Source organism: Streptomyces caeruleatus (assembly GCF_001514235.1).
In the GTDB taxonomy this organism is placed as follows: Bacteria; Actinomycetota; Actinomycetes; order Streptomycetales; family Streptomycetaceae; genus Streptomyces; species Streptomyces caeruleatus.
This window is the reverse complement of sequence record NZ_KQ948924.1, coordinates 957,793-973,952: the sequence shown is the minus strand read 5'-3', so window position 1 is coordinate 973,952 and position 16,160 is coordinate 957,793. Positions and strand designations below refer to the sequence as shown.

At 71.5% G+C, this 16,160-nt stretch carries 12 protein-coding genes; 9 read left to right on the top strand and 3 right to left on the bottom strand.

Annotated features, from left to right (window positions below):
• Window positions 1-36 precede the first annotated feature (36 nt).
• Window positions 37-795 (bottom strand): hypothetical protein, encoded by a 759-nt coding sequence (locus tag AQJ67_RS04255; protein ID WP_208614894.1) that lies wholly within the window; start codon window positions 793-795, stop codon window positions 37-39.
• A 120-nt stretch (window positions 796-915) separates the two neighbouring features.
• Between AQJ67_RS04255 and ggt the strand changes: the two genes are divergently transcribed.
• Complete coding sequence (gene ggt, locus AQJ67_RS04250; RefSeq protein ID WP_062716587.1) at window positions 916-2,715, top strand: gamma-glutamyltransferase; 1,800 nt, start codon at window positions 916-918, stop codon at window positions 2,713-2,715.
• Window positions 2,716-2,737: 22 nt separating this feature from the next.
• Here ggt and AQJ67_RS04245 read toward each other — a convergent pair whose 3' ends face one another.
• Window positions 2,738-5,293: an ATP-dependent Clp protease ATP-binding subunit gene (locus AQJ67_RS04245; RefSeq protein WP_062716586.1), complete on the bottom strand. Its 2,556-nt coding sequence runs from the start codon at window positions 5,291-5,293 to the stop codon at window positions 2,738-2,740.
• Between the two features lie 375 nt (window positions 5,294-5,668).
• Complete coding sequence (map, locus tag AQJ67_RS04240; protein WP_062716585.1) at window positions 5,669-6,436, bottom strand: type I methionyl aminopeptidase; 768 nt, start codon at window positions 6,434-6,436, stop codon at window positions 5,669-5,671.
• A gap of 65 nt (window positions 6,437-6,501) precedes the next feature.
• On the opposite strand from map, the gene AQJ67_RS04235 reads away from it, so the two are divergent.
• The 8 genes from AQJ67_RS04235 (at window position 6,502) to AQJ67_RS04200 (ending at window position 16,119) form a co-directional block, all read left to right on the top strand.
• Window positions 6,502-6,762, top strand: a complete 261-nt coding sequence (locus tag AQJ67_RS04235) for a helix-turn-helix domain-containing protein (protein WP_062716584.1) — start codon at window positions 6,502-6,504, stop codon at window positions 6,760-6,762.
• Window positions 6,763-6,894: 132 nt separating this feature from the next.
• A complete protein-coding gene (locus AQJ67_RS04230; RefSeq protein WP_062716583.1) occupies window positions 6,895-8,658 on the top strand; it encodes a hypothetical protein in 1,764 nt (587 codons plus the stop codon).
• Window positions 8,659-8,849: 191 nt separating this feature from the next.
• Window positions 8,850-9,692, top strand: coding sequence for a nitrilase-related carbon-nitrogen hydrolase (locus tag AQJ67_RS04225; protein WP_062716582.1), 843 nt, complete (start codon window positions 8,850-8,852; stop codon window positions 9,690-9,692).
• A complete protein-coding gene (locus tag AQJ67_RS04220; protein WP_062716581.1) occupies window positions 9,689-10,972 on the top strand; it encodes an aspartate aminotransferase family protein in 1,284 nt (427 codons plus the stop codon). Before AQJ67_RS04225 ends, AQJ67_RS04220 begins: the two co-directional genes overlap by 4 nt.
• 35 nt (window positions 10,973-11,007) lie before the next feature.
• A complete protein-coding gene (locus AQJ67_RS04215; RefSeq protein WP_062716580.1) occupies window positions 11,008-12,591 on the top strand; it encodes a PucR family transcriptional regulator in 1,584 nt (527 codons plus the stop codon).
• Between the two features lie 155 nt (window positions 12,592-12,746).
• Window positions 12,747-13,589, top strand: a complete 843-nt coding sequence (locus tag AQJ67_RS04210) for a nitrilase-related carbon-nitrogen hydrolase (protein WP_062716579.1) — start codon at window positions 12,747-12,749, stop codon at window positions 13,587-13,589.
• Window positions 13,590-13,678: 89 nt separating this feature from the next.
• Window positions 13,679-15,082, top strand: a complete 1,404-nt coding sequence (hydA, locus tag AQJ67_RS04205) for a dihydropyrimidinase (RefSeq protein ID WP_062716578.1) — start codon at window positions 13,679-13,681, stop codon at window positions 15,080-15,082.
• Between the two features lie 11 nt (window positions 15,083-15,093).
• Window positions 15,094-16,119: a TIGR03842 family LLM class F420-dependent oxidoreductase gene (locus AQJ67_RS04200; RefSeq protein ID WP_062716577.1), complete on the top strand. Its 1,026-nt coding sequence runs from the start codon at window positions 15,094-15,096 to the stop codon at window positions 16,117-16,119.
• Window positions 16,120-16,160: the final 41 nt, after the last annotated feature.

Here is a 16,160-nt window from a genome sequence, read left to right as displayed (position 1 = left end):
TACGTGCCAGTAACGATTACCGGAATGTGATGAACCTCAGGAGGCTCGGTGGGTATTGCGCGCAGCCGCGGGTGTCGGCAGAGGCGCCTGTGCCGCCCTGGTGACATCCGCGACCAGTTCCACCACATCCGGGCCGTATGCCTGCGAGTTGACCACCTTCAGCAACAGCACGAAGGAGCCGGTGCCGTGCCTGCGGGTGAGCCGCTCGTGGTTGCGGGCGAGATAGCGGGTGGCGGCCTGGTTGGTGATCGCGGTCTGTCCGCAGAACAGGAAGACAGGGCGGGGGCCCTGGCTCTCGCCGACGGTGAGCCGGGCGAGGAGCACGTACTCCTCCTTGCCGACCTCCACCCGGTAGCGCTCGGAGCCGATCTGGAACGCCCCTCGGTCCGGGCCGGGTTCGGCGTCGACGTTCACCAGGACACCGGGCAGCAGGGAGGCCAGGTGCGCCATCATGCGGCGGTTCGACGCGGGGCCGCCCACGCAGAACTCGGTGCGTTCTCCGAAGCCCTGGCGGGCCGCGTCGTGCGGGATGATCTGGGCGTGGGCGTTGCAGTCCTTGATCAGGGCCGCGAGTTCCAGGAGCGCGAACACGTCGTAACGCATCACCGTCAGCTCGGGTCCGCCGGCCCCGCGGTTCACCACCAGCAAGGACTCGGCGTTGTCGGGCAGTCCGAAGAACGCCTGCTTGCGCCGGAGCCTGCGCTTCCACAAGTAGTTCCGGGCGAGCCAGCCGAGCGCGGCGCTGATGCCCGCCGCGACCACGCCCAGCACGATGTTGCGCACGTCGTCATTCATGGGCGCGCATGGTAGCGGGCCAACGCAAACCCGTGTTCGAGCAGTGCCCCGGCGCGGTCCTGCTGACGGGGGCATGCCGATCGCATAGGCTGCCCGGACGGTCCCTGACTGGAGGTGCGGATGCGTCGCCCTGTCGCGCGGAAACTGTCGGTCCTGGCGGTCTCGGCCGCCGTGGTGTCGGTGGGGGCCGCGGCGCCACCCGCCGCTGAGAAGACGGCAGTCGAGAAGGTTCCGGTAGCGGTCGGCTACGGCGGCGCGGTCGCGAGCGTCGACGCGGACGCCTCCGCGGCCGGCATCGAGGTCCTGCGCAAGGGCGGCAACGCCGTCGACGCCGCCGTGGCCACCGCCGCCGCGCTCGGCGTCACCGAGCCCTACTCGGCCGGCGTCGGCGGAGGCGGCTACTTCGTCTACTACGACGCCAAGTCCCGTACGGTGCGCACCATCGACGGCCGTGAGACCGCGCCCCTGAGCGCCGACTCCGGCCTCTTCGTGGAGAACGGCACGGCGATCCCCTTCGCCGAGGCCGTCAGCAGCGGCCTCAGCGTCGGGACCCCGGGCACGCCCGCGACCTGGCAGCAGGCGCTCGACAAGTGGGGGAGCCGGCGGCTCGGTACCGTGCTGAAGCCCGCCGAGCGGCTCGCCCGGGACGGCTTCACCGTCGACGGCACCTTCCGCGAGCAGACCGCCGCGAACGAGACCCGGTTCCGCTACTTCCCGGACACCGCGAAACTGTTCCTCCCGGGAGGGCGGCTCCCAGTCGTCGGCTCCACCTTCAAGAACCCCGATCTCGCCCGCACCTACGCCGAGTTGGCGAGGAAGGGCGTCGGCGCGCTCTACCGCGGCGACCTCGCCGACGACATCGTCGACACGGTCAACCACCCGCCCGTCGACCCGGGTTCCGGCTGGAAGGCCCGCCCCGGCGACCTGACCGCCAAGGACCTGGCGACGTACCGCACCAAGTCCCAGGCCCCGACCAGGACCTCGTACCACGGCCTCGGCGTCTACTCCATGGCTCCCTCGTCCTCCGGCGGCACGACGGTCGGCGAGGCGCTCAACATCCTGGAGAACACCGACCTGTCCAAGGCGAGCGAGGTCCAGTACCTGCACCGCTACATCGAGGCCAGCCGGATCGCGTTCGCCGACCGGGGGCGCTGGGTCGGAGACCCGGCCTTCGAGGACGTACCGACGAAGGAGCTGCTGTCGCAGCGGTACGCCGACTCGCGGGAGTGCCTGATCAAGGACGACGCGGTGCTGACCAGCCCGGTCGCGCCGGGCGACCCGCGCAACCCCGCGGCCTGCGACGCGCGCGGCACGGCGGCCCCCACCACCTACGAGGGCGACAGCACGACCCACCTCACGGTGGCCGACAAGTGGGGCAACGTCGTCTCGTACACGCTGACCATCGAGCAGACCGGCGGCAGCGGCATCACGGTCCCGGGCCGCGGGTTCATCCTCAACAACGAGCTGACGGACTTCTCCTTCACGCCCGCCAGTCCGGACGTCCACGACCCGAACCTGCCGGGGCCGGGCAAGCGGCCGCGCTCGTCGATGTCGCCGACGATCGTGCTCGACCGGCACGACAAGCCCGTCGTGGCGCTCGGCTCGCCCGGTGGCGCGACCATCATCACGACCGTGCTGCAGAGCCTGACCGGCTTCCTCGACCGGGGTCTGCCGCTGGTCGACGCCATCGCCGCGCCGCGCGCCAGCCAGCGCAACCAGACCACCACCGAGCTCGAACCGGGCCTCTACAACAGCCCGTTGCGGGCGAAGCTGGAGGCCATCGGGCACGGCTTCCGGCTCAACCCGGAGATCGGCGCGGCGACGGGCGTACAGCGGCTGCCGAACGGCAAGTGGCTGGCCGCCGCCGAGAAGGTACGGCGGGGCGGCGGCTCGGCGATGGTGGTGTGGTCGGCCTCGTAGGACGTGGGACGCGCCCGGCAGGTCACAACTCGGGGGCGGGCGGCAGCTCTTCCGCACGGAAGGTGAGCCGCCCGTCCTCCACGTCCACCGTCACCCGGCCGCCCTCGCCGATCCGGCCGTCCAGGAGCAGCCGGGAGAGCTGGTTGTCGACCTCCTTCTGGATGGTGCGGCGCAGCGGGCGGGCGCCGTACTCGCGCTGGTAGCCGCGCTCGGACAGCCAGTCGACGGCGGTGCCGGTGAAGTCGACCGAGACGCCCTGGGCCTGGAGCAGCCGGCGGGTCTTGTCCAGCATCAGGTTGGTGATCCGCTGCAACTGTTCCGGGGTCAGCTGGCGGAAGACGACCACCTCGTCGATGCGGTTGAGGAACTCGGGCCGGAAGTGTTCGCGCAGCGGGCGCAGGACCCGCTCGCGCCGGGCCTCCTCGTCGGCCTCCTCGCCGCCCGAGCCGAACCCGATCCCGGCGCCGCCGCGGCTGATCGCCTCCGAGCCCAGGTTGCTGGTCATCACGATGACCGTGTTGGTGAAGTCCACCGTGCGGCCCTGCGAGTCGGTCAGCCGGCCGTCGTCCAGGACCTGGAGCAGGATGTTGAAGACGTCCGGGTGGGCCTTCTCGACCTCGTCGAGCAGCAGCAGCGAGTACGGGTGCCGGCGCACGACCTCGGTGAGCTGTCCTGCCTCCTCGTGGCCGACGTAGCCGGGCGGGGCGCCGATCAGACGGCTCACGGTGTGCCGTTCCTGGTACTCGCTCATGTCCAGGCGGACCATGCGCTCCTCGCTGCCGAACAGCGCCTCGGCGAGCGCCCGGGCCAGCTCGGTCTTGCCGACGCCGGTCGGGCCGAGGAAGAGGAAGCTGCCGATCGGCCGGTCGGGGCTCGCCAGTCCGGCCCGGGAGCGCAGCACCGCCTCGGAGACGACGCGCACCGCCTCGTTCTGGCCGACGACCCGTTCGTGCAGGTGCTCCTCCAGGCCGAGCAGCCGGTCCTTCTCCTCCTCGGTGAGGCTGCTCACCGGGATGCCGGTCTGCCGGGAGACGACCTCCGCGATGGCCTCGGTCGTGACCTCCAGGTCCAGCCCCTCGTCGACCGCCTCGTGGCCGGCCGCGTCCGCGATACGCCCCTTCAACTCGACGATACGGTCGCGCAGCTGGGTCGCCTGCTCGTACTGTTCGTCGGCGACCGCCTGGTCCTTGTCCCGGTACAGCTGCTCGACCTCGCGCTCCATGGCCCGCACGTCCGTGCCCTTGGTCCGGGCGCGCAGCCGTACCCGGGCGCCCGCCTGGTCGATCAGGTCGATCGCCTTGTCCGGCAGCCGGCGGTCGGTGAGATAGCGGTCCGACAGCTCCACGGCGGCGACGAGGGCCTCGTCGGTGTAGCGGACCTGGTGGTGGGCCTCGTAGCGGTCGCGCAGGCCGCGCAGGATCTCGATGGCGTCGACGGTGGTCGGCTCGGGGACCAGGATCGGCTGGAAGCGGCGGGAGAGCGCCGCGTCCTTCTCGATCCTGCGGTACTCCTCCAGCGTGGTCGCGCCCACGATGTGCAGCTCGCCGCGCGCGAGGGCCGGCTTGAGGATGTTCCCGGCGTCCATGGACCCGCCCTCACCGCCGCCGCCGGCGCCCACGACGGTGTGCAACTCGTCGATGAAGACGATCAGTTGGTCGGAGTGGGAGCGGATCTCGCCCACGATGTTGTTGAGCCGCTCCTCGAAGTCGCCCCGGTAGCGGGTACCCGCGACCACGCCGGTCAGGTCCAGTGCGACCACCCTGCGGCCGCCGAGGATGTCGGGCACGTCGCCGTCGGCGATCCGCTGGGCCAGGCCCTCCACGATCGCGGTCTTGCCGACGCCCGCGTCGCCGATCAGCACCGGGTTGTTCTTGCCGCGCCGGGACAGCACCTCGATGGTCTGCTCGATCTCCTCGTCGCGGCCGATCACCGGGTCGATACGGCCCCGGCGGGCCAGGTCGGTGAGGTCGCGGCCGTACTTGTCGAGGGTGGGCGTACCGGAGTCGACGCGCGGCCGCTGGTCGACACGGGGCCGGGAATCGGGGGCGTCCGGGGCCTCGGGCGGCCCGCCGGAGGGGCTGAAGCGGGCCGCGTTGAGGATGTGCCCGGCCGCCGAGTCGGGGTTCGCGGCGAGGGCGCTGAGCACGTGCTCCGGGCCGATGTACCCGGTGCCGCGCGCCCGGGCCAGGTCGTGCGCGTCCAGCAGGGCACGCTTGGCGGCCGGCGTCAGGGACAGCGACGTCGGCGGCGGCGCCTCGCCCGGCGGGTGCTGCACCGGCCCCGACCGCTCGTCGATCTCCGTCGCCAGCGAGTCGGGGTCCGCGCCGGCCCGGCTGAGCAGACTCCGGGTCGGCTCGGCGGACAACGCGGCGCGCAGCAGATGCTGGGTGTCCAGGTCGCGGCTGCCGTGCTCGGCGGCGTACTGCGCGGCGCCCCGCACCAGCTCACGGGCCGGCTGGCTGAGCAGCCGGCCGATGTCGATCTGCCGGGGGCCGGGGCGCGGTCCGCCGAAGAAGCGGGCGAGGAATTCTCCGAAGGGGTCGTAGTCTTCCGGACCACCATTGAAGCCGCTGGTCATGGCGTTCCCATCCGGCGTCCCTGCGCGGGCAGGGTCGCCCTCGCTTGATCGGCGTGCCGGAGTCGGGTAACCCGGGCGGAAGCCGGTTACACCTGGCCGCGTTCGTAGAACACCTTCGCACGAACGATGGCGGGGGGCACCTTCAGGGAGCGTGGGGACGCCTGGGTGGGGCGGAGGGTCCGAGGGGCGGTGCATGCGTGGGCGGCTGCGGCGGTTCGTGGTTGCTCGCGCAGTTCCCCGCGCCCCTGGAGCGCGTGCAGTGGACGTACCTCAAGGGGCGCGGGGAACTGCGCGACCAGCCAACGACGGCCGGCGGCCGCCCTCGGACCACAATCCCCGAGTCACTGGGCGCAGCCTTAGCCGCAGGCGTTTCGTTCAGCGGGCGGTCAGGATCCGTGGGCCCGTCTCGGTGATCGCCACCGTGTGCTCCACGTGGGCCGCGCGGGAGCCGTCGTTCGTGCGGAGGGTCCAGCCGTCCGGGGCGGCGTGGTAGTCGTCCTTGCCGCCGGCGATGAGCATCGGCTCGATGGCGAGGACCAGGCCGGCCCGCAGCGGCATGCCGCGGCCTGGGCGGCCCTCGTTCGGGACCGAGGGGTCCTCGTGCATCCGGCGGCCGATGCCGTGGCCGCCGAAGCCGTCCGGGATGCCGTAGCCGGCCGACCGGCACACCGTGCCGATGGCGTGGGCGATGTCGCCGATGCGGTTGCCGACGACGGCCGCCTCGATGCCCGCGGCCAGCGCCCGCTCCGCCGTCTCGACGAGGCGTACGTCGGCGGGACGCGGCGTGCCGACGATGAAGCTGATCGCCGAGTCGCCCGCCCAGCCGCCCAGTTCGGCGCCGAAGTCGATGGAGACCAGGTCGCCGTCGCGCAGGCGGTACCCGGTCGGGATGCCGTGCACGATCGCGTCGTTCACGGAGGCGCAGATGACGGCCGGGAAAGGCGTGGGGGCGAAGGAGGGGCGGTAGCCGAGGAAGGGGGACGTCGCGCCCGCCGCGCTCAGCGCCTCGCGCGCCACCTCGTCCAGCTCCCACAGGGAGACCCCCACGTCGGCGGCCTTGCGCACGGCGGTGAGTGCCTGCCCGACGACCTGCCCGGTCGTGTACATCGCTTCGATCGACTTTTCGGTCTTCAGTTCCACCATGCCAATTACTATACCGGTATTTGAATGGGGGGAGTTCGGTCGGGTGCGGTATTAGAATCGGTGCCATGGTGCGCACCCCTCTCACTCCCGAAGAGCGTGAACGCGGCGAGCGGCTCGGCCGGCTCCTCCGCGAGGCCCGCGGCGGCCGCAGCATGGCGGAGGTCGCGGCGAGCGCCGGCATCTCCGCCGAGACGCTGCGCAAGATCGAGACCGGTCGGGCGCCCACCCCGGCCTTCTTCACGGTCGCCGCGCTGGCACACGCCCTCGGGCTGTCGATGGACGACCTGGTCGGCCGCTGCGCACCGGTCGCCGACGCCGCCGCCTGAGCGGCCCGCACGTCACGTTCCGGCAGTCGGGGCGTACTCTGCGTCCATTCGGAAAACTCCCCGTAGCCCGTTCGTAACATGACTGGTGTTGCCTAACGGACCGGAGTGCTCCGGTCTGGCGGGAGTTGGGCGATGTCAGTGGATCAACTCCCGGCTCGGGTGCGGGAGTTCGTGAACTACCTGGACGGCCTTCTGGCGCGCCTGGACCAGGGCGGCGGCTGGTGCGGGGTGTTCTGGCAGCGCGACCCGGACGGCATGCAGGCCTGCCTCGACGGACGGGAAGTGCCGCCCTGGGACGTGGTGGAGGCGCTCCTGCACGACCTCGCCGGCCAGTACGGCCCCGGCGGCGCCGCCCCCGAGACGGAACGCGCCCGCGCCCTGCACGCCGCCGCCCTCGCCGCGTACGACGCCCGGCCCGGCGGCCGTGACGCCCTCGGCGACCGCCTCGACGTCATGCTCCGCGAACAGCGCTACGCCGCCGAACGGCAGGCGGAACTGGGCCGGGCGCTCGCCTCCGCGACCAGCCAGGAGGAAGCCGACGCCATACGCCTCGACCTCGCCTGGGCCCGCGACGACCACGAACGCGCCACCGCCCGCTGCGCCGAACTCCGCGCCCGGACGGCCGACCTGGACCGCCGGGCGGCGAGCGTCCCTCGGCAGGCGATACGGCGGGAGGGGATGGGGGAGGGGTCTGCCTTCCGGGCCGACGACGGGTTCGCGGCCGATGGGTTCGCGGCCGACGGGTTCGCCGCTGACGGGTTCGCGGCCGATGGGTTCGCCGCTGACGGGTTCGCGGCCGACGGGTCCGCAGGTGGTGGGTTCGCAGGTCAGGGGTTCACGGGCCGCGGGTTCGCAGGCGACGGATTCGGAGATGCCGGATTCGGCGGTGCCGGACTCGGAGATGCCGGATTCGCGAGCTCCGCATCCCGCGAGGAAGCCGCTGTCAGGGACGCCGGGGCCGCAACCGACACCACGGCCGCCGCGGGTCGTGCACAGTCGAACGAGACCCGTGCCGCCGACCGCGGACCCCGCGCCGTTCCGGATCAGCGCGACGTGCGGCCGGCCGCCGTGACGACGTCCTGGGCGACCGACGAGCAGGGGCAGCCGGTGGCCGAGGAGCAGGGCCGGTCCGACGGGCGGGGGACGCGGCAGCGCAAACGCCGCCGGGGCAGCGCCCGCTTCGCCGGGATCGTCGAGGAGGAGGCGGCCCCCGTCGTAGTACCCCCCACCGCCGCCCCCGTACTCCCCACCCTCCCCGCCCAGCCCGTCACCGGCCGCCGTACCCCGCGTGGCGCGCGGTTCGCCGGGGCCGAGGCCGAACCGGTCGTGGCTGCCCCGGTGGAACCGAGGGCCGAGCGGATGGACGGGGCGGACCGGCGGGAGGTCGTCGAGGTCGTTCAGACGCTGGTCCGGTTGCGCGGCGAGGGACGCAGCGGTGAGGCGCACGCGCTGCTCGTCGAGGCCGCGTACTGGCCCGCCGTACGCATCCCCCTGCTCGCCGCCGAGATGCAGCGCGCCGGTCTCGGGGCCGACTGGGCGAGCCTGCTGTGGGAGGCCGCCTCACTGCCCGCCGAGCGGCTCGTGGCCGCCGCCGACGCGCTGACCGCGGCGGGCAGGGCCGACGACGGGGAGCAGATCCTGCGGCAGGGCGTCGGACGGCCTGCGCACGAGATCGGGCAGGCCGTCGTCGCGCTGGCCGGCGACGGACGGCACCGCGAGGTCCGTGCCCTGCTCGACGCCTACGTCCGCGTCCGCACCCCGGAGGAGGCCGCCCGCAGCGCCGCAGCCGACCCGAAGACGCTCGTACCGCTGCTGCTGGCGGCCGCGCAGGGCGTCTCGGACGAGTGCCAGTGGGATCTCGTCCACGCGCTGCGGGTGGCGGGCCACACGGCCTGACAGTCGGCGGGCACAGGAGGCGACACCCCTCCCACCGGCCCCATCAGTCACCCACAGGAGTGTGAAACGCGATCGACTCTGCGGGTTAACGACGATGGTCTTGGCAAGGCTGTTCCAGGGGCTTACTTTCGAGCCTCTACGGCCCCCTCTACGGGCGTAGAGGCTCTGACGTCCCGTCGAAGGAGCAGCTCATGGCCAACGTCGTTCGTGCCGCTCTGGTCCAGGCCACCTGGACCGGCGACACCGAGTCCATGGTGGCGAAGCACGAGGAGCACGCCCGCGAGGCGGCCCGTCAGGGTGCGAAGATCATCGGGTTCCAGGAAGTCTTCAACGCGCCCTACTTCTGCCAGGTCCAGGAACCCGAGCACTACGACTGGGCCGAGCCGGTCCCCGACGGGCCGACCGTGCGGCGGATGCGGGAGCTGGCCCGCGAGACGGGCATGGTGATCGTCGTCCCGGTCTTCGAGGTCGAGCAGGCCGGCTTCTACTACAACACCGCCGCCGTGATCGACGCCGACGGCACCTTCCTCGGCAAGTACCGCAAGCACCACATCCCGCAGGTCAAGGGCTTCTGGGAGAAGTACTACTTCAAGCCGGGCAACGTCGGCTGGCCCGTCTTCGACACCGCCGTCGGCAAGGTCGGCGTCTACATCTGCTACGACCGCCACTTCCCGGAGGGCTGGCGGCAACTCGGCCTGAACGGCGCCCAGCTCGTCTACAACCCCTCCGCCACCCACCGCGGCCTCTCCTCCTACCTCTGGCGCCTGGAACAGCCCGCCGCCGCCGTCGCCAACGAGTACTTCGTCGCCGCGATCAACCGGGTCGGCGTCGAGGAGTACGGCGACAACGACTTCTACGGCACCTCGTACTTCGTCGACCCGCGCGGCCAGTTCGTCGGCGAGGTCGCCAGCGACAAGACGGAGGAACTGATCGTCCGCGACCTCGACTTCGACCTCATCGACGAAGTGCGGCAGCAATGGGCCTTCTACCGCGACCGCCGACCCGACGCCTACGAAGGACTGGTACAGCCGTGACCAAGGACCTGCTGGGACGCCACCGCGCCGTCATGCCCGACTGGCTCGCCCTCTACTACGAGGAGCCGCTGGAGATCACCCACGGCGAGGGCCGCCATGTGTGGGACGCCGAGGGCAACCGCTACCTCGACTTCTTCGGCGGCATCCTGACGACGATGACCGCGCACGCGCTGCCCGAGGTGACCAAGGCGGTGAGCGAGCAGGCCGGGCGGATCATCCACTCCTCGACCCTGTACCTCAACCGGCCCATGGTCGAACTCGCCGAACGCATCGCCCAGTTGAGCGGCATCCCCGACGCCCGTGTCTTCTTCACCACCTCCGGCACCGAGGCCAACGACACCGCCCTGCTGCTCGCGACGACCTACCGGCGCAGCAACACCATCCTCGCGATGCGCAACAGCTACCACGGCCGCTCCTTCAGCGCGGTCGGCATCACCGGCAACCGCGGCTGGTCCCCGACCTCGCTGTCACCGCTGCAGACGCTGTACGTCCATGGCGGGGTGCGCACGCGCGGGCCGTACGCGCACCTGAGCGACGGCGACTTCATCGCCGCCTGCGTCGACGACCTGCGGGACATCCTCGGCCACACCCGCCCGCCGGCCGCGCTGATCGCCGAACCCGTCCAGGGCGTCGGCGGCTTCACGTCCGGCCCGGACGGGCTGTACGCCGCCTTCCGCGAGGTCCTCGCCGAGCAGGGCATCCTGTGGATCGCCGACGAGGTGCAGACCGGCTGGGGCCGCACCGGCGACCACTTCTGGGGCTGGCAGGCGCACGGGCAGAACGGTCCGCCGGACATGCTGACCTTCGCCAAGGGCATCGGCAACGGCATGTCCATCGGCGGTGTCGTCGCCCGCGCCGACATCATGAACTGCCTGGACTCCAACAGCATCTCCACCTTCGGCGGGACCCAGATCACCATGGCGGCCGGTCTCGCCAACCTGTCGTACCTGCTGGATCACGACCTCCAGGGCAACGCCCGGCGAGTCGGCGGACTGCTGGCCGAGCGGCTGCGGGCCGTCGCCGCAGAGGTGCCGCACGTGCGGGAGGTGCGCGGCCGGGGCCTGATGCTGGGCGTCGAGATCACCCGGCCCGGCACCGACGAGGCCGACCCGGCCGCCGCGTCGGCCGTGCTGGAAGCGGCCCGCGAGGGCGGCCTCCTCATCGGCAAGGGCGGCGGCCACAACACCACCTCCCTGCGCGTCGCCCCGCCCCTGTCCCTCACCGTCGCGGAGGCCGAGGAAGGCGCCGCGATCCTCGAGAACGCTCTGCGGAGCGTCTAGGACCCATCCGAGTACCCGAGTGAGGGAACGTCGCCATGGTCACCACCTCCGAGCCCCTGGAGCCTTCGGAACCCTCGGAACCCGCCCTGTCGGTCCGGCAGGTCCTCACCCTGGAGCGGGTGCTCGCCGGGGAGCCCGAGGTGGTGGCCGGCGCCGGTCAGCTCGACCGGCCGGTGCGCTGGGTGCACGTCGCCGAGGCGCCGGACGTCGGAGTGATGCTCAGCGGCGGCGAAATGGTGCTCACCACCGGGGTGCTGCTCGCCGGGGACGAGGACAAGCAGGCCGAGTACATCCGCTCCCTGCACCGGGCCGAGGCGGCGGCCGTCGTCCTGGGCCTCGGCCGGGCGTTCCCCGCGCCGCCGGACGTGATGCGCCGGGCGGCCGAGCGATGCGGGCTGCCCATGGTGGTCCTGCACCGGCCGTTCCCCTTCGCCGAGCTGACCGAAGAGGTCCAGTGCCGGCTCGTGCGGCGGAAGTTCGCCGCCGTCAGCCTCTCGGAGTCCGTACGGACCACCCTCACCGGGCTCATCACCGCGGGCGCCCCGCTCCAGCGGCTCCTCGACGAGATCGCCTCGCACAGCGCCTGCCCCGTCGTCGTCACCAACCTCGCGCACCGCGTCCTCGCCACGGCCGGTGAGCGCTCGGCCGTGGACGACGTGCTGCGCGACTGGGAGCGCATCGCCCGACAGGCCGGCGGCAGCGAGGGCGACGGCTGGATCCGCGCCGAACTCGGCGGACGCGGGGAGCGGTGGGGCCAGATCACGCTGTGCGGGTACCGCGGCGACACCGCCACCGGCCGGCTGCTCGCCGACCGCGCCGCCGAGGCGCTGGTCCTGCACCGCATGCTCGGCGGCACCTCCGCGCACACCTGGGAGGAGCAGTCCGCGCAGAGCCTGCTGACCGACCTGGTCAGCGGGGTCGTGCCGGCGCGGCAGCTCCTGCCCCGCGCGCGGGCCGCCGGACTGCCCGTCAACCGGCGCACCTTCGTGCCGCTGGTCGTACCCGACGCCCAGGCGGGCCGACTGGAGCGCGTACTACGGCTGTTGGGGCTGCCCGGGATCGTCGCCGAGCTCGCCGACGGAGCCACCGCCGTGCTGCTCAGCCTCGCCCGGGACCAGGACGCCGTCGTGCTCGCCGCGAACTTCGCGGGCCGGGTGCGTACCGAGTCGGGGGACGCCCGGACCGTCGTGGCCGCCGCCGACGCCCGTACCGCCTGGGACGACGTGCCCGCCGGACTGCGCGAGGCCCAGCACGTCGCCGACGCCGTCGCCGACTCCTCCGCCGGCCTCGACCTCCCGGCCGTCGTACGCCTCAAGGACGTCCATCTGCGCGGCCTGATCCGGCTGTTGCGGGACGACCCGCAGGTGCAGTCGTTCGCGGAACGGGAGCTGGACGGGCTGCTGTGCGCGGCCGACGAGGACATGCTGTCCGTGCTGCGGACCTATCTCGCGACCGGCCGCAACAAGTCCCGCACCGCCCAGCTCCACCATGTCTCGCGGCCCGCGCTCTACCGCCGCCTGGAGGCGATACAGACGCGGCTCGGCGTCGACCTCGACGACTTCGAGCAGGCCGCATCCGTGCACATCGCACTCCTCGCGCATGACGCGCAACAGAGCTGAAACCTGCCACGACCTGCGAAAACGGCGGTGAAACATGGCACCACGACAGGGTGACACCGTGGCACGCCGCACGCCCTCAGACGTGACACCGTGCAACTCAAACCGTGGCTCTCGACTTCCTAGGCTCCTCGCACACCGAGCGACCGGAGGTCCCGATGAGCCGAGTGATTCGTGCCGCCCTCTTCCAGACCGCCTGGACCGGCGACAAGGAATCCATGATCCAGGTACACGAGCAGGCGGCCCGCGACGCGGCCGCGCAAGGCGCTCAAGTGCTGTGCTTCCAGGAGCTGTTCTACGGGCCGTACTTCTGCCAGGTGCAGGACAAGGCGTTCTACGAGTACGCCGAGCAGATCCCCGAGGGCCCGACCGTGCGCCGCTTCCAGGCCCTCGCCAAGGAACTCGGCATCGTCCTCGTCCTGCCGATGTACGAGGAGGAACAGCCGGGCGTCCTCTACAACACCGCCGCCGTGATCGACGCGGACGGCTCCTACCTCGGCAAGTACCGCAAGACCCACATCCCCCAAGTCCAGGGATTCTGGGAGAAGTTCTACTTCCGGCCGGGGAACAGCGGCTGGCCCGTCTTCGAGACCGCCGTCGGGAAGATCGGCGTCTACATCTGCTACGACCGTCACTTCCCGGAGGGCTGGCGGGCCCTGGGCCTGGCCGGCGCCGAGATCGTGTTCAACCCCTCGGCCACCTCCCGCGGCCTCTCCCGCTACCTCTGGCAGCTGGAGCAGCCGGCCGCGGCCGTCGCCAACGAGTACTTCGTGGGCGCGATCAACCGGGTCGGCGTCGAGGACCTCGGCGACAACGACTTCTACGGCACCACCTACTTCGTGGACCCGGAGGCCCAGTTCGTCGGCGAGGTGGCCAGCGACAAGGAGACCGAACTCGTCGTCCGCGACCTGGACCTGGCCAAACTCCGCGAGGTCCGAGACCGCTGGCAGTTCTACAGGGACCGCGCACCGGGCGCGTACGGCCCGCTCACGGCCCCGTAGAAGCGCCGGCGGGCAACGCCCCCAGGGGCGCGGGGAACTGCGCGACCAGCCACAACGAAGCCGCACATGACCACCGAGGGAGAGGACCCATGACCGGCCGAACAGTAATCCGCGGCGGCCTCGTCATCACCGCATCCGACGAGACACACGCCGATGTCCTGATCGAGGACGGCCGCATCACCGCCCTCGCCGCCACCGGAACATCCGTCGCCGAGGCATGGACGGCCGACCGAACCATCGACGCCACCGGAAAATACGTCATCCCGGGCGGCGTAGACGTCCACACCCACATGGAGCTGCCCTTCGGCGGCACCTTCGCCTCCGACACCTTCGAGACCGGCACCCGGGCCGCCGCCTGGGGCGGTACCACCACGATCGTCGACTTCGCCGTGCAGAGCGTGGGCCACACCCTGCGCGAGGGCCTCGACGCCTGGCACGCCAAGGCCGAGGGCAACTGCTCGATCGACTACGGCTTCCACATGATCGTCTCCGATGTGAACCAGGAGACGCTGAAGGAGATGGACCTGCTGGTGGAGGAGGGCGTGACCTCCTTCAAGCAGTTCATGGCGTACCCGGGCGTCTTCTACTCCGACGACGGCCAGATCCTGCGCGCGATGCAGCGCTCCGCCGAGAACGGCGGCCTGATCATGATGCACGCCGAGAACGGCATCGCGATCGACGTCCTCGTGGAACAGGCGCTGGCGCGCGGGGAGACCGACCCCCGCTACCACGGGGAGGTACGCAAGGCCCTGCTGGAGGCCGAGGCCACCCATCGCGCCATAAGGCTCGCCCAGGTCGCGGGCGCTCCGCTGTACGTCGTGCACGTCTCGGCCATGGAGGCAGTGGCCGAGCTGGCACGGGCGCGCGACGAGGGGCTCAACGTCTTCGGCGAGACCTGCCCGCAGTACCTGTTCCTGTCGACCGACAACCTCGCCGAGCCCGACTTCGAGGGCTCGAAGTACGTGTGCAGCACACCGCTGCGGCCCAAGGAGCACCAGGCCAAGCTGTGGCAGGGGCTCAGGACGAACGACCTCCAGGTCGTCTCCACCGACCACTGCCCCTTCTGCTTCGTGGGCCAGAAGGAGCTGGGACGCGGCGACTTCTCGAAGATCCCCAACGGCCTGCCCGGCGTCGAGAACCGGATGGACCTGCTCCACCAGGCCGTCGTCGACGGCCACATCTCGCGCCGCCGCTGGATCGAGATCGCCTGCGCCACCCCGGCCCGGATGTTCGGCATGTACCCGAAGAAGGGCACCATCGCGCCCGGCGCGGACGCCGACGTCGTGATCTACGACCCGGGGGCCGAGCAGGTCATGTCCGCCGTGACCCACCACATGAACGTCGACTACTCGGCGTACGAGGGCAAGCAGACCACCGGCCGGGTCGAGACGGTCCTCTCGCGCGGCGAACCCGTCATCACCGAGCGGGAGTACACCGGGCGCGCCGGACACGGCGTCTACACCCCCCGTTCCACCTGTCAGTACCTCAACTAGGAGCGGAGCCCATGGACTTCGGACTCGTCCTGCAGACCGACCCGCCGGCCTCGCGGGTCGTCAGCCTGATGAAGCGCGCCGAGCGCAGCGGGTTCAGCCACGGCTGGACCTTCGACTCGGCCGTGCTGTGGCAGGAGCCGTTCGTCATCTACAGCCAGATCCTCGCCAACACCCAGAGCCTCAAGGTCGGCCCGATGGTGACCAACCCGGGCACCCGTACCTGGGAGGTCACCGCCTCCACCTTCGCCACCCTCAACGACATGTTCGGCAACCGCACGGTCTGCGGCATCGGCCGCGGCGACTCGGCCATGCGCGTCGCCGGCCGCAAGCCCAACACCCTGGCCCGGATCAGCGAGGCCATGAAGGTCATCCGCGCGCTCGGCAGCGGCCGCGAGGCCGACCTCGGCGGCGGCACGGTCGTCAGGTTCCCCTGGATCAAGCCCGGCGCCGAACTCCCCGTCTGGATGGCGGCGTACGGCCCGAAGGCCCTGAAGATGACCGGCGAGGAGGCCGACGGCTTCATCCTCCAGCTCGCCGACCTCTATCTGACCGAGTACATGGTCAAGGCCGTGAAGGACGCGGCGGTCGCGGCGGGCCGTGACCCCTCCGAGGTGAAGATCTGCGTCGCCGCTCCCGCGTACGTCACCGAGGACGACTCGCCCGAGGCCCTCGCCCACGCCCGGGAGCAGTGCCGTTGGTTCGGCGGGATGGTCGGCAACCATGTCGCGGACCTGGTGTCCAAGTACGGCGAGCACTCCGCCGCCGTGCCCGACGAACTCACCGAGTACATCAAGGCGCGTGAGGGGTACGACTACTCCCACCACGGACGTGCCGACAATCCGGACACCCAGTTCGTGCCCGACGAGATCGTCGACCGGTTCTGCGTCATCGGCCCGGTCGAGAAGCACATCGAGAAGCTGAACGCGCTGCGGGAGCTGGGCGTCGACCAGTTCGCCGTCTACGACATGCACGACGCGCAGGAAGCGGTGATCGACGCGTACGGCTCGTCGGTGATCCCCGCGGTCAACAACTCCTGACGCCCGCCAGTCAGTTCAGCCACGGCACAGCGACACCGCTC